This window comes from Oscillospiraceae bacterium (assembly GCA_031265355.1).
Lineage (GTDB): Bacteria > Bacillota > Clostridia > Oscillospirales > UBA929 > JAIRTA01.
This window is the reverse complement of sequence record JAISCT010000012.1, coordinates 1-16,698: the sequence shown is the minus strand read 5'-3', so window position 1 is coordinate 16,698 and position 16,698 is coordinate 1. Positions and strand designations below refer to the sequence as shown.

Sequence of the window (16,698 nt, the reverse complement as noted above, 5' to 3'; positions counted from 1 at the left end):
GGCATTGCGAATTTGAGAGTGGACAACCATCAGAATTCTCAGGATTCTATCGCCGCCATCGAAGCTGCCATCCAACACGTCTCCGAGCAGCGCAGCTCTCTCGGTGCGGTGCAGAACCGGTTGGAGCACACGGTGGCGAACCTCGATACGGTGAGTGAGAACCTGACCTCGGCGGAGAGCCGTATCCGCGATGTTGACATGGCGAAGGAAATGATGAACTTCACAAAGAACAACATCCTCCAGCAGGCCGCCACGGCCATGCTGGCCCAGGCCAATCAGGCCCCGCAGACCGTGCTGCAGCTCCTGCGGTAACGCAGATAAATAACGATTTCTACCTCTTGTTTACCCCAACAAAAAACAGCGCCCACATGGGCGCTGTTTTTGTCTCCGGGTGTGCTCGACATGGGTGATAACTTGGCAGTGAAAGCCTGCCATAGGGCAAACACATAGCCTCTGCCGTGTTGTCATTATTCGGTTTCATCGAGCAGAGTGCGGAGCCGCGCTATCTCCGCGTCCTTATCCGCCACAACGGCTTGCCATTTGGCGTCTGCACGCGCCTCTCCTTTTTGTTCGGCGTTGAGAAGAGCCGACGCCTCGTTGTGCCGCGCAAGTGAGCGTAAACGCTCCAATTCGCGGAACTCCGGCGAAACCACTATCTCTCGGTAAGCGTTGATTGCCTGTTTCACGATGGGCACCTCCATTTCATAAAGGCGTTTCATTTGGCGACGCAGAATCTCGTTTCCAATATTCCAATATAGTTCCATCATGTCTGTATTTACTTGAACGGCAAAGCGGACGCTGTATCGGTCTCCGTGGTGCTGGCTACGATGCCACTCGCGGAGGCGGAGAATGCTTTGCTCTGCACGCCCACACCAAGAAACAGTATCGCCGGAGACGGTTACATCGAACATGTCACCCACTTCTTCGGATTGTTCAACCAGTCCATGCAATCATGATTTCATTCAGGTTGTCTTACAATCCAACGACCATTTTTACGGCCGCCTTCACGTTCGAGCAGGCCGATTTTTTTCAAACGGCTGATATGGTTCTCTATATTACGCCTCGTCATACCAAGCGCATCAGCTACCGTTTGTGCGGTAGCATTGGGATTTGTGGCAAGCAAGCGTAGGATATTCAGTTGTAGCTCGGTTATTCCGAAGTCTTTTCCGAAGTCTTTTCCGAAGTCTTTTCCGAAGTCTTTTCCGAAGTCGCCAACAGCTTTAATTTGTTTTTCAGTATTGTAATTCACATTTTTTAATCTGACGGTAAAAGACGAGACCGTAGAGAAAAACTCCGGACTGAACACATCTATGTACCCCGACAGCTTCTTCGTCTCGCCGATAATTTTCTTCAAACCGCTCCCGCGCCGTTCCATATATTTTATGCGGTGAAACAAGTCGGCGATAATTGGGTTGCGGCGTTCAGATTTAATGGTTTCAATATCCTGTTCCTGCACGATTTGTCCACTATACATTCCACCCGGTGAGCTTACCTCCAGACGATCATCGTAGATATCTATATGAATCTCACTGCCCTGTATCAGGTAATCGCGGTGGATTAAGGCATTGACCAAAACCTCGGTCACGGCGCGCTCCGCATAGTCCGGTTTGTCAATGCGCTCCGTGGCTTCTTTTACAAACCGCACCTTTGTGTTAGCTTTTACGAAGTCCAAGCCTCTGTCCAGGAGGTAAATCAGATTGCCCTCGAACTCCCTATCGTCTAATGCGTCGTCGAAAATGGAACCCATAGTAAGACCGCTCCATCTTGTGCAGAACATCCGCGAGTTGTAGACAATGTGCTGGTCGGTCAGGAGTGTCCCGGCTCTGGTCAAAAATCCGTCTGCGCATTCCAGTCCAAAGGAGGCATAATCGGTCGGTTCAAAACGCAGTTTCGCTCGCTGAAGATAGGTCGCTTCTAACAGGGTAAAGCTATAGTCGTCTTTCCGTTTGTCCGTAGCAATCGTATCGTTGGTGCGATTGCTGCCTTTGAGTATCAGTTCATTGAGAACATAATCCGGCGCAGGAACACTCTCGTTACCGATGCGTACATAGGCTCGCTTTACACCGTCCGTGGTATAGTAGTAGGGAGCGTGCCGCCCGGTTTTGACGACGAGAGCAAGAAGACATTTGCCGTTTTCAGTACATGGCGTCAAGACAAAATCGGGGACAGGGGCGATACGCTCTTTAATCCTGTTGCTGATGAACTCGGCATCAGATTGCGCATTGGAAAGTCCGACGATACTGCCGTCATTGTTCACGCCGAAAAAAAGCGTACCGCCCACGCCATTGGCAAATGCGCTGATGCTCTTGAGCCAGCTAACCGGTTTTTCGCGCTCCAACGCGCTCTTGAAGTCACACTCGGTGGCCTCGGCCATCAAAGACAAAATCATGATTATCCCTCCCCGCGTCTTGCGGTCGCGTCTCTTTGGTTTTGCGTCCTGGTTTCAACTTGCCGGTACGCGTCGGCTTTGCGGAATCTTTCGGGATTGCCTACACGTTCCCAAAACAGAAAGTGTTGGGAACCTTGTCCTCGCTTCTGTACCTGCCGGATGGAGATGTTCCAGCGGGTTGCTATCTCATGTACTGTCACGAAACCCTCTTTCATCGACGGGTATCTCCATTGGCATTCGTGCCTTTGCTTTCCAATCAGAACAATGATAATATTATATTCGCGTTCACGTCAGATTGCAAGATGTTTTGTGAGGTTCTCGAAGTGTAGCGTGAAAACAACGGGACGAGCTCACCTTTCCATCGCACATAGCTGCGGAGATAGTGCGGTTCCGCGCCCTGCTCGGTGAAACCGAACAATGACAACACGGCAGAGGCTATGTGTTTGCCCTGAATATGTTCACCATTTGTGGATGCTCATATAGCGGACGTTCACTGCCAAGCTATCGCCTATGCCGGGCACACCCAGAGACAAAAAACAGCGCCCATGCGGGCGCTGTTTTTTGTTGGGGTAAACAAGAGGTAGAAATCATATTTGTCTGCGTTACCGCAGGAGCTGCAGCACGGTCTGCGGGGCTTGATTGGCCTGGGCCAGCATGGCCGTGGCGGCCTGCTGGAGGATGTTGTTCTTCGTGAAGTTCATCATTTCCTTCGCCATATCGACGTCGCGGATACGGCTCTCCGCCGAGGTCAGGTTCTCACTCACCGTATCGAGGTTCGCCACCGTGTGCTCCAACCGGTTCTGCACCGCGCCGAGCGCGCCGCGTTGATCAGAGACTTTGTTGATGGCCGACTCAATGGAGTCGATGGCCGCCTGTGCGCTCTTGTGGCTGGACACATTCAGGGCGTTGACCCCCAGACCGACGGCACTCAGATTTTCAATCCCAACGGAGATGGTCTGCGTGGTGCCGGAATTCGCGCCGACTTGCAATGTCAACGGACTGCCAGTGTCTACCGTGACCGATTGAGCAATGGAGCGGGACCAGTCACTGAGAGTCACAGTGAGAAGGGTATTGGAGGCATCCTTGATAGACAGAACGCCGTTCTTCTTGTCATAGTCGGTACTGATGACGGGCGCTGTGACAAGACCAGAGATCGCAGCACCATCTTTGTCCGTGCCCGAAACCACCAGTGTCGCGTCGGTACCCTGCGAGGGAACGCTCGTTTCTTCCCAAGCGCCGCTGATGGCGCTACCGGTATTAGTGGGGATAACCGCGATGCTCGCCGCAGCAGATTGCTCGCCTGCGTCTTTGGCGGTGAAGGAGACAGCTCCACTCGTGCTCTGGGCTGTGTACAGGGAGCCACTGTAACCGTTAATATGAGAAGCAATGCGAGAGGCGATATAGGTGTTTCGTTCGGCGTCATTAGCACCGCTATTAACGATTTCATTACCGTCAAGGATCAGCGGTGTTGTGATGCCCATGTTAGAGAAATCGAATTTAAGGTTGTCGCCAGCCTCGGTGAGATTTCCGAGATCCGTATAGTTGGCCGTATAGGTTCCTACCGCACGTGTGGCAACTGCGGAACTTGTGATCACGTAAGTGCCCGAAATCGCGTTGGCGGTGGGTGTGGCTGAGCTGACGCCGACGCCCGTATTGACCTTGGCGAACGCGGCGTTGTTCAGCGAACCGTCGAGCAGGGTCTTTTTGTTGAACTCGGTGGTATTGGCGATACGGTCTACCTCGGAGGTGAGCTGGCTAATCTCCGCCGCGATCGCGTCGCGGTCCAGTGTCTCGTTCGTGTCATTCGCCGCTTTGACGGCCAGTTCACGCATTCTCTGCAGGATGCTGTGGGTCTCCTGCAAGGCACCCTCGGCCGCCTGGATCAAACTGATGCCATCCTGCGCGTTGGCTGAGGCCTGGTTCAGGCCGCGGATCTGCGCTCGCATCTTCTCGCTGATGGACAGCCCCGACGCGTCGTCCGCCGCGCGGTTGATGCGGTAGCCGGACGAGAGCTTCTCTGTGGACTTGGATTGGTTCAGGTTGTTCACCGCAAGTTGCCGGTGGGTGTTCAGCGCCATGATGTTGTTTTGGATTCGCATTGTCTTTCCTCCTTGAAAGTTCCGGTACGACGTCTTATCGTACCTGTCTGCCGCGCCCCGCGGGGTGCGGAACCTCTGCCTGCCGGTGGCTGAGGAACTCCGCCGTGTTCCCGCAGGGCGCGGGGGCCTCTATGTCAATGGCGGGACGGGCGCATCCCCAGATGCCCGGGGACTGTCTGACAATTTGTCAATCAAATGTCAATTCTCAGTTGTCATCGTCTCCGCCTTCCTATGCTTTATATCGTCAAAATCCACATACATCTTTAGCGGATTGTGACATAAAAAGAGTCCCTATCCGCCCATTTCGGCAAAGATAGGGAATCTTTTCTAATTTTTTCAACAAAATGGTCTTCAGCCCTACGCGTCGGACCGGGCCAGCAGGTCCTCGCCGACGCGCCAGATGTCGCCGGCGCCCATCGTCAGGATCAGATCGCCCGGCCGGGCCTCGGCGGCCAGCGCCGGCGCGATGTCCGCCAGCGCTGGGAAGAAACGGGCGCCCGGCAGCGCCGAGGCCAGCGTCGCGGCGGAAAGGCCCATCACGTTTTGCTCCCGCGCGGCGTAAATCTCCGAGAGAAAGATGAGATCGGCGCCCCGCAGGGCCGACACAAAATCGTCAAAGAGCGCCGCCGTACGCGTATAGGTATGCGGCTGAAAGGCGCAGAGAATCCGCGCAAACCCCATCGCGCGGGCCGCGGCCAGCGTCGCGGCGATCTCGGTGGGGTGGTGCGCGTAGTCGTCCACGACACGCGCACCGCGGAACATCCCCTTTGTCTGAAAACGACGGGCCGCGCCGCGAAACGCACCCAGCCCCCGGGTCACCGCCTCGCCCGGGAGCCCCAGACAGTGCGCCGCCGCCGCCGCCGCCAGCGCGTTGGTCACGTTGTGCGCACCCGGCACCTGCAGCGCGACCGACGCATAGACCGCGCCCCCGACCGTCACGGTGAAGGCGGCGCAGCCCTGCGCCCAGTGCAGATCCGTCGCTCGCACATCCGCCGAAGGCGAGACGCCGAACGTGCGCACGCGCCGGGGCAAGTCCTCCGCCAGACGCATCGCGCCCGGGTCGTCCGCGCACAGCAGCACAAGGCCCGTCTCGGGCGGTACTCGCAGCACAAAACGCCGGAAAGAGTCGACAATGGCGTCCAGATTCGTAAAGTAGTCCAGGTGGTCGGCCTCGACGTTGAGGACGACGGCGAGAGTCGGGGAGAAGTGCAAAAATGAGTCACAGTACTCGCAGGCCTCCAGGATGATCGCGTCGCCCGCACCCACCCGGTGCCCCGCGCCAAGCAGCGGCAGCGTACCCCCGATCATCACGGTGGGGTCGAGACCGCCCTCCAGCGCCACGTGAGTGGCCATCGAGGTGGCGGTGGTCTTGCCATGCGTCCCGGCGATGCACAGCGCCGTATGGCACCCCCGCATCAAAAAGCCCCAGATCTGCGCGCGCGCAAATACCGGCAGACCGAGCCGGCGAGCCTCCGCCACTTCAACGTTGTCGTCCCGGGCGGCGGCGGTGCGGATGATGCTTTCCGCCCCCCGCACATGCCCGGCGGCGTGGCCGATGAACACGGGCACACCCCGTGTCCGCAGGCGCTTTGTCGCGGCGCTCTCCTGCAGATCGGAGCCGGTCACAGCCAGGCCCCGCGCCGCCAGCACCTCGGCCAGCGCGCACATGGACACGCCGCCGACGCCGATCAGATGAACGCGCCGCCCCGGTTTGAGATAGGAAGCCGGCTGCGCCGCGCCCCCGGATGCACTGAGAACCATACGAAAAGCCCTTCCTTTTCTTCTCCCCGCCGCACAGGCGGGTCGGGGGGAGGGAGTCTATAAGATCACTATACGCCAAAACGGCCTATGATAAACGTGCGACACGAAACAAAAACGCCGGCGCGGCGCACGAAGTTTTTAGCGGCGCCCAAATGGGAATTGCCAACCCCGCGCGGATGGTATACAATAGAAGCGGAGAAACTGTCATCGAACGACGGCGCGCGGCGAACCGCCCGCCCGTTTGATACGCTCCACCACACAAGGACAACACCGCGCAACGCGGCGCTCGGCCGCACTGCGTGGCATGGCCCGAGATTACAGAAGGAGGCACTCCCATGAAACATCCCATCAAAATCCTGGTTGCCCTGTTCCTGTTTGTCGCCTCGGCCGCGGCGGCGGCGCTGCTTGTGATTCGTTATATGGATGTACTGCAACAGCAGTTTGAAGTGTTCCGGGAGCTGCTGTTCAAGCGTCAGGGGCGGCTGCGGGACAACCCCGACGCCCCGGCGGACGACTTCGGCGCGGACGAGGACGACGAACCGGATTCCGACAAGGGCGAGGCATTCTGACACGCCGCGCCGCCGGTTGCAAAAACGGCGGCGCGACACCACCCCGGGCCGGCACACGCCGGTCCTTTTCTTACGCCGCGACGCCGCGCGTCACCTCTTTCATCCCCTTCGGTGTGGAATCACCGGCGCAAAACTCCAGAGGGCAAACGCAACACTTTGCGTTTATCCTTTTTTCTTCCCTTTTCGGTGTGGGATCACCGGCGCAAAACTCCAGAGTGCCAGCAGCGGGAAGGCGAAGACGAGGGAGTAGGCGTAGCGGTAGTCCTGCGACGGCATGGAGATCCACAGACTCGCCACATTGAGCAACACCGGCAGAAAACACAGCCAACCGCCGCCGTCACGCCGCGCCAGGGACAGCGTGAGCAGGCAGAGCGTGAGGAAAAAGTACAGCCCCAGCCGGCAAAACAGCACCTGCCACAGCGGGTCCTGGTAGACCGTCTCCATCGCATTTTTCAGCATCAAAAAGCGCGGCGTCTCCCGAATTTGCAGATCGAAGTCGTCCAGGCGGTTCTGATAGGATGTGACATTCACCGGCCCCAGCGGCAGGATGCGCCAAGTGACCTCGGTGATATCCATCTCGGCGCGCAACGCCTTGACCGGGTTGCGCAAGGCCATCGCGGCGGCGGCGTGCGCCATCTCCCCCCGGTGAGCCTCCAGATTGTCCCACACGCGCACGCCGGGCGTGCTCATCAGCGGGTCGTTCGAGTAAGGGTTGTAACGGGCCCGCCAGTCGGCAAGCGGCAGGATTTTTTCCATGACGGCCTTCTCTCCGTCGGTGATCTGCCCGTCCTGCGTCAGGATGCCACCCGCGATCTGCGTGAACCAACGAAAGCTCACCGCCGGGTTGTTTGGTTTGGCGTGCAGCACTCCGAACCCCACAACGCGCACGCCGGCCAGCAGCGCGAGCGCGACGCCGGCGGAGAGCACGGCATACCGGAGGTGGCGGCGGTGGACAAGCAGCAGCGCGAGGAGGAGAAAAGGCACCACAAACGGACCGTTGTGGCGCAGCACGGCCATCAGTCCCAGCGTGACGCCCAACCCCACCGCGACCGGCCGGCGGTGCAGGGCCTGTCCCCCGCTCCGGTGGACCCGGATGAGCAGTGCCGTGGCCAGAACAGACGCACAGGCAAACGGGATGTCCTTCCAGAGCGCGATCGACAAAAACAAATTGGTCGGGATGAAGGCGACCGCGATGTTCACCGGCAGCAAGTATCGGCGGCGCAGGCCCATCCCCTCCAGCTCGGAGAACAGGAACGCCCATGTGAAGGCGTACAGCGCGAGCTGGGTGAGCGTCACCGAAAAGAGAGCGCCGGTGAGAGAATAGGGGATGCCATAGAAGAGGAGGGTGTGCCCGACGGGGTGCCAGTCGTACAGCGGCTCCAACCCCATGACCTGCCGCAGCTGAGAGAGCGAGTCCGTCGTAAAGATGCCGGGGTAGAGCGCGCGGGCGGACAGCACACAGGCGAGCACGGGCGCGGCGCCATAGCACAGCCATCGCCTCCAGGCCGGCCGCAGCCCGGCCGGTCCGGCCTGCGCGTCCGGGAACCGCGCGGCGCGGCCGCGCAGGGCGGTGAGCAGGACGTAAAAGGCGGGGCAGCCCAGCAGGAACCCGAGGATCAGCGCCGCCGTCGGCCGGTAGGGGGGCAAAAGCCCCCGCCCGTACACGTCGTTGACGGGCAGGCAGATACAAAACGCGGCCGCGAGCAGGGCCGCGAGAACGAACACCCGTTTGCGGGCGCGCGCATCCGTCTTGACGGCGGCGCGGACACGGGCCCAGCGCGCGTGTGGCGGGGCGGACATGGTCACTCCTCCTTCTCCAGAGCCCAGACGTGCTCCAGCAACCGGCACAGCAGGATATGCTGCCGGCGCGCATGCCGCCCGATCGTATCCAGAATGAGGCCGCAGGCAAAACAGAGCAGCGCGCTGACAATGAGCCCCACCGCCAAAATCGCGGAGGGGATCTTCGAGACCAGCGCGGTCCGGATGTATTCGACGACGACCGGCAGCCCGGTGAGCAGCCCGGCCAGCATGCACAGCGCGCCCAGCAGTGCGCAGAAGACCATCGGCCTGTAGTCCTTGAACACCGCGAGGATCATTCGCATCACCCGGAAGCCGTCGCTCAGCGTGTTCAGCTTGGAACGACTGCCGACCGGACGGTCGCGGTACGCCACGGGGCACTCGCACACGGGCAGGTGATAGGCCAGCGCGTGCAACGTCATCTCTGTCTCTATCTCAAAGCCGGGGCTGATGACCGGCAGTGTCTTGACGAACCGGCGGCTCAACGCGCGGTACCCGCTCATGATGTCGTGCAGACGCACGCCGTACAGCCGGTTGACCAGCGCGCGCACCAGCCTGTTGCCGGCGCCGTGAAAGGCGCGCCGGTTCTCCCGGGCGTACGCGCCGCCCGAGATCCGGTCGCCCACCGCCATGTCGGCCTCGCCGGCGAGCACCGGCTGCAGCAGGACTTCCGCGGCGTCGGCGGGGTAGGTGCAGTCACCGTCCACCATCAAGTAGGCGGCGGCCTCCACCGCATCAAACAGCCGGCGCATCGCAAATCCCTTGCCCTGGCGCATCTCCCGCAGCACATGCGCGCCGTGGGCCGCCGCCGTCTCGGCCGTGCGGTCCGTCGACCGGTTGTCGCACACAAAGACGGCGGCCTCCGGCAGCACCCGGCGGAAGTCGTCGATCACCCGGCCGATCGTCTGTTCCTCGTTGTGGCAGGGGATGAGCACCGCGACGTCAACCATGAAAAGATCCGCTCCCCACCCCGCCCCCGGGTGCGCCCGGCGCGCGACCCGAAGCGGGAAAAACACTCCCATTTATCATACCGCTTTATCATACCGCAAATGCCGGCGGTTGACAAGCCGTATCCGCGCCGCAGGTCGTGAGGCAAGCGCTAAAAAACCATTTCACCAATCTTTCCGAACCCATCGTCCCGAGCCCATCGTCGCCGGGTTTTGATTGTCAGCGCCTCCGCGGTGTGATATACTGGGTCGGAAAGAATTTGCCGGGGGACGTGAGCACATGCGGCACTTTATCGATTTCTCCGACCTGACGTTGGCGGAGTGGGCGGCGCTCTACCGACAGTTTGACGAGATTCTCCGCCGTCCGGCCGACTACCGCGAACGCGCGCGCGGCCATGTGCTGGGCGCGCTCTTTTACGAGCCCTCCACCCGCACGAGTTTCTCGTTTCAGGTGGCCATGCACCGGCTGGGCGGCAGCGTGTTCGCGATGAGCGAGCCGGGCAGCACCTCGGTGTCAAAAGGGGAATCGCTGAAAGACACCATCATCATGTGTTCCGGCTACGCCGACGTGATTGTGCTGCGCCACCCCTGCGAAGGCGCCGCGCTGGCCGCGTCGCTTTACGCCCGCACCCCGGTCATCAACGCCGGCGACGGCGGACACATGCACCCCACGCAGACTTTGACAGATCTCGCCACCGTCACCCGGCTGCGCGGCGGTATCGACGGGTTGAACATCGGCTTTTGCGGGGACCTAAAACACGGCCGTACGGTTCACTCGCTGATCCGCGCGCTCAGCCGCTTCCCCGGCGTCAGCTTTTACCTGATCTCCCCCCGCGCGCTGGCCATCCCGGACTACCTCCGCGCCTTCCTGCATGAAAACGGTCAGCGCTATGTGGAGGTGACCGGACTGGACGCGACGATGTCGCAGCTCGACGTTTTGTATATGACGCGGATCCAGCGGGAGCGGTTCTCGGATCCGCTGGAATATGAAAAGCACCGGGGCGTCTATATTCTCACGGCCTCCAAGATGCGGGCCGCGCGGCCGGACCTGCTGGTCATGCATCCGCTGCCCCGGGTGGATGAGATTCACCCGGACGTGGACGGCGACCCCCGGGCTGTCTACTTCGAACAGGCGCGGTTCGGCATGTACATTCGGATGGCCCTGCTGCTCGACCTGCTTTCCGACCCCGCACGCACGCTGCCGGACATCGCCTATTACGACGGCGCCCGGCTGTGCGCAAACCCCCACTGCATCACGGCGCGGGAACCTTACCTGCCGCCTCTCGAAAAAGAGGGCTTCTGCGCCTACTGCGACGCATCGCTGCAATAGCGCCTATTCTTCGTGCCAAAATGCGCCGGCCCGCGCCTGTGTGCGGATAAAAAACTTGATATTTTTATAAATTACATAAAATGTTCCCCAAATTTCGACGAAATTCCCTCTTATTGTTGGATATATCTGTAAAATATCACCAAAACAGCAACGAATAGGGAATATTCTCTTGTTGAAATTGTGTTTTAAATGCGTTATACTGGAGTCGTTGGAACGGTGAGGTTTCCGACCGCACCTGGAGGTGAGGCCCTATGCCACCCGTACACGCCTCAAAAACACAGATTGCGCGCCACCGCGCCCCGGGCCTTCTGGCAGCCGTCTTTCTGGCGGGCTGCTTGCTGGGCGCCGGCGCTGTGACGACACTGCGTCCCGTTCTCTGGCCGGAAAAACCGGCCGATGTGTCGACGTCGAGCGCCGCGCTGGTGGAAAACGCGTTCACCGTGGTGAACTGTCTCAAGCAGGAGGACTTCGCCAAACTGGCAGACTGGGTTCACCCGGAGAAGGGTATCTTGTTTGTCCCCTACTCCACGGTGCTGCCGGAGAGAAATCTGCTTTTCACCGCCGCCGAGGTGCGCCGGTTCGCATCCGACAAAAATGTGTACATCTGGGGTGTGACGGACGGCGAGGGCGCGCCCATCCAGAGCACGCCCGTCGATTTCTTCCGTCGTTATTTGAACAACCGGGACTACACCCAGGCTTCCGTCGTCGGCGTCAACACACTGATCAAGACGGGCAACGCCACCGAAAATGTGGCCGAAGCCTTCCCGGAAGCCCGTTTTGTCGAGCTCAACATCTCCATGCTGGACCCGGCCCAGGAGGGCCTTGATTGGAGCAGCCTGAAGATCGTGTTTGAAAACGTCCGCGGCGCGTACAAAGTCGTGGCCATCATCCACAGCCAATGGACAAACTGACAGATTTCCATTAATTGTAAAATCTCTGCGCCGGTCGTCCGGCGTCTTTTTTATGCGTCAACCGCATAGGATACTCCATATGTCTAACGTGGGTTTCACCTGCAACCCACAACCCAAATTCTTGTTTTTTGTTGCCGCTTCGCGGCAACGAGGTACTAACGTCTCGCCTGCCACCGTGAGCGGCGGCCACATCTGTCCTCATCGGGCGCACGAAGGGAGTCGGCTATGAACGAGTTTGTCACGCTGGATTACCTGGGCACTTTCGCGGGCATGGTGGCGGCCGTCACCATGCTCACCCAAATCCTCAAACAATTCATCAAAATGGACCCCAAATGGATCTCCCTGGGCGCGGCGCTGGCGATGGTCGCCGTCTGCAAAGTGCTCCCGAACCCGCCGGACTTCCGGGATATCCTGCTGGAACTTTTGAACGCCGCCTTTGTATGCGGCGCGGCCATCGGCTTGTTCGAGACCGGAAAATCGACCGTACGCACGCTGTCAAAACCGCCGGCCGGCTGTATCAACAAGTGACAAAACCGGCCGGCGGCCCGGAGAGTCCCCGTCGGGGAGAACAGGAGTCATGACAAAAATTCCATCTGTGCGGTCCCTGCACGCAGAAAGCCGGCTTGTTCCCAAAATTGTGATTTTTAACATTTGAATCAGGCGGGCGGTACGATTCAGAAGGGCGTCAGAACCGACCGGCCGGTGTCCTTGTCGAACAGATGGATCTTACGGGGGTCGAACGCGATACGGAACGGATCTCCGGACTTTACGGCCGGGCGGTGCGACAGGCGGGCCGTGACGTCGTAGTCCCCACCCGTGAGACCCAGGTGGGTTTCGAGGCCCGCCACCTCGATGCTCGTGACGTCCATCACTGTCTGAGACACGGGGAAGCGATCCATGTCGTCGTGCAGGTCCTCGGGACGGATCCCTATGATGACGTTCCGGTCGACATAGGCCAACACCTCCGGCCGGGTGGCCCGGTCCTCCGGCAACGGGCACTGGCAGGCGCCGAAGCGCAGATAGGCCGCGCCGTCACGGCTCAGCACAGCGGCTTCGATCAGGTTCATGGGGGGCCAGCCAAAAAACTCGGCCACCAGCAGGTTGGCCGGGCGGTCGTACAGACTTTGCGGCGCGGCGACCTGCTGGAGCAGGCCGCTCTTCAGTACGGCGATGCGCTCGCCCAACTCCATGGCCTCCGCCTGGTCGTGGGTCGCAAAGAGGAATGTCGTCGCCGTCTGTTTGTGCAGCGCAACCAGTTCCGCACGCCGCTCCGCCCGGGCGTTGGCCTCGAAACCGGAGAGCGGGTCGTCGAACAGATAGACGCGGGGGCGCCGCATGGCCGCGCGGCCGAGAGAGAGCCGCCAGCGCTCGCTGTCGGTGAGCGCGGCGGGCCTTTGCGACAACACGCCGCCGAGCCCAAGGAGATCGGCCACGGAGGCCACACGGGCGCGGATCTCCGTCGCAGACACTCCGCGCCCCAGTTTGAGCCCGAAAACCAGGTTGTCAAACACGGTCATCGCCGGGTAGGGCGCGCCGTGGCGGGACACCAAGGCGATGCCGCGCTCCCGCGGCGTCCGGCCGTGAGCGGGTACCCCGCCCAGAGAGACGCCGCCCTCGCTGGGCGCCTCAAGGCCGGCTACCAGGCGGAGCACCGAGGACAGCCCGCAACGGGCCGGCCCGGCCAACACGAAAAACGATCCGTCCGGGATCTCCAAACTGAGACCCGACACCGCCGTGACGCCGCCCGGATGGCGTTTGTAAAGATTTTTCAGTGTGATGCTGGCCATAAAAAATCTCCCCCGCTTTCTATAAGGCCGCCCCGACAGCCGGCGGCCTGTACGAGGCGGCGCGGCGCGTCCGGACGGTGGGGCCGTGAAAACTGGGACAAAGCAGGCGGTGAGGTGGCCGCCGGCCAAAACCTATCCCATTTTCAATCATAGCATAATTTCCTCTTCGCGTACATGGTGGGAATCCACAAAGGTTTTCTTCCACTTTGTACAAAGTGTCGCGGCCACCGCCGCTAGCGGGACGGCGGCGGGGCGGACGGACTCCGCAGGAGAGCCGTCTCCTCATCGGACAGACGCCGCCAAGCGCCGGGTGGCAGCGCCTCGTCCAGCGTCAATCGGGCGATGGAGATCCGCTTGAGGGCCCGCACCTCGTGCCCGCGGGCCGCCATCATGCGTTTGATCTGATGGTGGCGCCCTTCTCGCAGTGTCAGCCGCGCCAAAGACAGGGCGCTCGAAGACACAATCGCGAGCTCCGCCGGGGCAAAGATCTCTCCGCTGCGCAGCGCGAGTCCCGTCGCAAAGGCAGCCCGATCCGCCTCCGCTAGGGGGCCCTCGACAAGGACCTCATACACTTTATCGACATGACGGCCCGGCGCCATGAGCGCGTGCGCAAAAGCGCCGTCGTTTGTGAGCAGCAACAGTCCTGTGGTGTCTCGGTCCAGCCGCCCGACCGGGAACAGGCCGCGCCGCCGGTAACGCGGCGGCAGCAGGCCAATGACGGTGGGAAGGCGTGGGTCCTCCGTGGCCGACACGACGCCGGCGGGCTTGTGCAGCATCAGATAGTCGTGTGGGCGGTAGTCGGCGTCCTGACCGTCGATGCACACGGTCCGGGCCGGATCGATCTGGGCCCCCGCGGAGACGACGGCCTTGCCGTCCACAGTCACGCGCCCCTGGGCGACGGCGCGGCGCACCTCCCGCCGGCTGCCCCACCCGGCGTCGCAGAGCAGTTTGTCCAGTCGCAACGGCGTCCCTCCTCACACGGAAGATTTCCCTTTCATTGTACCAAGCTTTGCCCCGCCGCACAAGACCGGCGCGCCCGCGAAGAGGCGCCGTCGATAGTGCGGAGTGCTGAGTGCTAAGTGCTGAGTTACGAGTGCGCACAAGCCCGGCGCCGCCCGCGAAAAAATGCCATCCCCCGGCACGGAACCGACCGACAGACGGGATCGGCAGAAGTTATTTGCAACACCCATTTACAAATCATCGGCCGTGTAGTATAATGAAATCCAAATTCCGCCGCCCCGCACGGCGCTGCTCGCGAGGGTGGGACGGGTAGGAAGAATGGCAAATATTGGAGCTTAATACGCCGCTGTGATGGAATGGCAGACGTGACGGACTCAAAATCCGTTCCTGGTAACAGGGTGTGGGTTCAAGTCCCACCAGCGGCACCAGACATATTAACCATTTATTGGCAGAATTATATTCGTCGATAGATGGTTTTTTGTGTTTCGGGGTTATGCAACGCACAATGGCCGCACCCAAGAAAAAACTGTCATTTTTACGAACAATGTGATAAAATAAATATGTCAATTGAATTGTTAGGGGGGAACGCCATGCTGCAACGCTTGATTGTCGAGACCACCGAGTGTGACTTCAAAAGAGAATTGGAAAAGAGAAAGCCTAAAAGCTGGCTGAAAAGCGTAAGCGCCTTTGCCAACGGTATCGGCGGGACAATGTTTTTTGGCGTTGCCAACGATAATACAGTGATCGGCCTGACCGCTCCGCAATCGGACGTCGAATTTATCAGCGCGAGGATTAAAGAACGTATTTCGCCTGTTCCCGATTTTATTATGACTCCGTATGACGAAAACGGAAAAACCATTCTTGCACTTGTCGTGCATTCAGGGCGAAACACGCCGTATTACTATGCTTTTGACGGCATCAGAGAGGCGTATATCCGTATGGGCAGCGAAAGCGTCCCCGCGCCGGATTATATGTTGAACGAACTTATTTTGAAAGGCACAAATCGCACCTATGACACGCTTGCCACGGAGTACAGGCGGGAGGATTACAGCTTTACGCTGTTGGAAGCAACGTATCGTGAGCGAACAAAAATCACGTGGGAACAGCGCAATTATATCTCCTTTGGTCTTGAAACCGATAATGGATATTTGACCCGCGCCGGTTCCCTTTTGACCGATCAGCATATCGTCTATAATTCCCGCGTGTTCTGCACCCGCTGGAACGGACTCAATAAAGGCTCTATATTTGACGACGCGTTGGACGACAAAGAGTTTGAGGGCAATCTGATCTATCTCCTGCAAAACGGCTGCGATTTTATTAAAATCAATTCTAAGGTCAGGTTTGCGAAAGCGGCAAGGGGGCGTATCGACAAACCGGATTATTCGGACAGGGCGGCGATGGAAGCCCTTGTAAACGCTTTGATCCACCGCGATCACGCCGTCATGGGCGCGGAGGTTCACATTGATATGTACGATGACCGCTTGGAGATCACTTCGCCGGGCGGGATGTATAAAGGGCGGGCAGTGCAGGAACAGGATATTAAAAACATTGAGTCTGAACGCCGCAATCCGATTTTGGCCGATCTGTTCCATCGGATGCGATACATGGAACGACGTGGAAGCGGTTTGCAGAAAATCGTGAATGAAACAAAAAATTTGCCCGGATATACCGACGCTTTGGAACCGCGGTTTTACTCCGATACATCATTTCGCGTGGTGATTTATAATGTCAATTATGACGTTGACGGGATAAATGTCGGAAAAGATGTCGGATTAAATGTCGGAAAAGATGTCGGATTAAACCGTAGCGAACGGATTTTGAATCTTATTAAAGAAAACAATACCATGACCTCCGAAGAAATGGCGGCAATTTTCAGCGTGACCGAGAGAACAATTGACAGAGATTTATCTGCTTTGAAAAAGCAAAACAAAATAAAACGGATCGGGTCTAAAAGAGCCGGTCATTGGGAACTCATACCCTAAACCAGGCAATTTGATGGCATCGAACATTCGCATCGGAGAATAGTCACCTATAATTCCCGAACTTATTAACACAACAAGCGGGGGGGACATTGACAAAGGGGATTTGGTGACCCACCTTAAAGCAGCTAAAGCAGTGAAAACACGGCGTTTATCGGGATTTGGGTAT

The 16,698-nt window shown here is 59.2% G+C and carries 13 protein-coding genes, 1 tRNA gene and 2 pseudogenes; 7 read left to right on the top strand and 9 right to left on the bottom strand.

The window, feature by feature from the left end; genetic code table 11:
- Positions 1–312: flagellin (locus tag LBK75_01655; GenBank protein ID MDR1157002.1), on the top strand; the 312-nt coding region annotated here is incomplete at its 5' end.
- A gap of 155 nt (positions 313–467) precedes the next feature.
- Here the strand turns inward: LBK75_01655 and LBK75_01650 are convergent.
- The 5 genes and pseudogenes from LBK75_01650 to murC form a co-directional block, all read right to left on the bottom strand.
- The gene (locus LBK75_01650; protein ID MDR1157001.1) at positions 468–950 is read right to left on the bottom strand and encodes a hypothetical protein; all 483 of its coding nucleotides are present in this window, start codon (positions 948–950) and stop codon (positions 468–470) included.
- 8 nt (positions 951–958) lie between these two features.
- The gene (locus LBK75_01645; protein ID MDR1157000.1) at positions 959–2,389 is read right to left on the bottom strand and encodes a putative DNA binding domain-containing protein; all 1,431 of its coding nucleotides are present in this window, start codon (positions 2,387–2,389) and stop codon (positions 959–961) included.
- Between the two features lie 602 nt (positions 2,390–2,991).
- A pseudogene (locus tag LBK75_01640) lies at positions 2,992–3,375 on the bottom strand (flagellin).
- 696 nt (positions 3,376–4,071) lie between these two features.
- Positions 4,072–4,467, bottom strand: a pseudogene (locus LBK75_01635) (flagellin).
- 378 nt (positions 4,468–4,845) lie between these two features.
- A complete protein-coding gene (gene murC / locus LBK75_01630; GenBank protein MDR1156999.1) occupies positions 4,846–6,249 on the bottom strand; it encodes a UDP-N-acetylmuramate--L-alanine ligase in 1,404 nt (467 codons plus the stop codon).
- A 335-nt stretch (positions 6,250–6,584) separates the two neighbouring features.
- Between murC and LBK75_01625 the strand changes: the two genes are divergently transcribed.
- Positions 6,585–6,818: a hypothetical protein gene (locus LBK75_01625; protein ID MDR1156998.1), complete on the top strand. Its 234-nt coding sequence runs from the start codon at positions 6,585–6,587 to the stop codon at positions 6,816–6,818.
- 162 nt (positions 6,819–6,980) lie between these two features.
- On the opposite strand, the gene LBK75_01620 is transcribed toward LBK75_01625, so the two are convergent.
- Positions 6,981–8,618, bottom strand: coding sequence for a DUF6020 family protein (locus LBK75_01620; GenBank protein MDR1156997.1), 1,638 nt, complete (start codon positions 8,616–8,618; stop codon positions 6,981–6,983).
- Between the two features lie 2 nt (positions 8,619–8,620).
- On the bottom strand, positions 8,621–9,565 hold the full coding sequence (locus LBK75_01615) for a glycosyltransferase family 2 protein (GenBank protein ID MDR1156996.1): 945 nt from the start codon (positions 9,563–9,565) through the stop codon (positions 8,621–8,623).
- A 277-nt stretch (positions 9,566–9,842) separates the two neighbouring features.
- Between LBK75_01615 and pyrB the strand changes: the two genes are divergently transcribed.
- The 3 genes from pyrB to LBK75_01600 all read left to right on the top strand — a co-directional run bounded on the left by pyrB (position 9,843) and on the right by LBK75_01600 (position 12,331).
- Positions 9,843–10,892, top strand: a complete 1,050-nt coding sequence (gene pyrB / locus LBK75_01610) for an aspartate carbamoyltransferase (protein MDR1156995.1) — start codon at positions 9,843–9,845, stop codon at positions 10,890–10,892.
- Positions 10,893–11,143: 251 nt separating this feature from the next.
- Positions 11,144–11,803: a hypothetical protein gene (locus tag LBK75_01605; protein MDR1156994.1), complete on the top strand. Its 660-nt coding sequence runs from the start codon at positions 11,144–11,146 to the stop codon at positions 11,801–11,803.
- A gap of 225 nt (positions 11,804–12,028) precedes the next feature.
- Positions 12,029–12,331, top strand: coding sequence for a hypothetical protein (locus LBK75_01600; GenBank protein ID MDR1156993.1), 303 nt, complete (start codon positions 12,029–12,031; stop codon positions 12,329–12,331).
- Between the two features lie 146 nt (positions 12,332–12,477).
- Here the strand turns inward: LBK75_01600 and LBK75_01595 are convergent, their stop codons facing one another.
- Together LBK75_01595 and LBK75_01590 are read right to left on the bottom strand one after the other, a co-directional pair.
- Positions 12,478–13,590, bottom strand: coding sequence for an ABC transporter ATP-binding protein (locus LBK75_01595; protein MDR1156992.1), 1,113 nt, complete (start codon positions 13,588–13,590; stop codon positions 12,478–12,480).
- 233 nt (positions 13,591–13,823) lie between these two features.
- A complete protein-coding gene (locus tag LBK75_01590; protein ID MDR1156991.1) occupies positions 13,824–14,552 on the bottom strand; it encodes an rRNA pseudouridine synthase in 729 nt (242 codons plus the stop codon).
- 340 nt (positions 14,553–14,892) lie between these two features.
- On the opposite strand from LBK75_01590, the gene LBK75_01585 reads away from it, so the two are divergent.
- Both LBK75_01585 and LBK75_01580 read left to right on the top strand, forming a co-directional pair.
- Positions 14,893–14,978 (top strand) — tRNA-Leu (locus LBK75_01585).
- Between the two features lie 162 nt (positions 14,979–15,140).
- Complete coding sequence (locus tag LBK75_01580; GenBank protein ID MDR1156990.1) at positions 15,141–16,532, top strand: putative DNA binding domain-containing protein; 1,392 nt, start codon at positions 15,141–15,143, stop codon at positions 16,530–16,532.
- Positions 16,533–16,698: the final 166 nt, after the last annotated feature.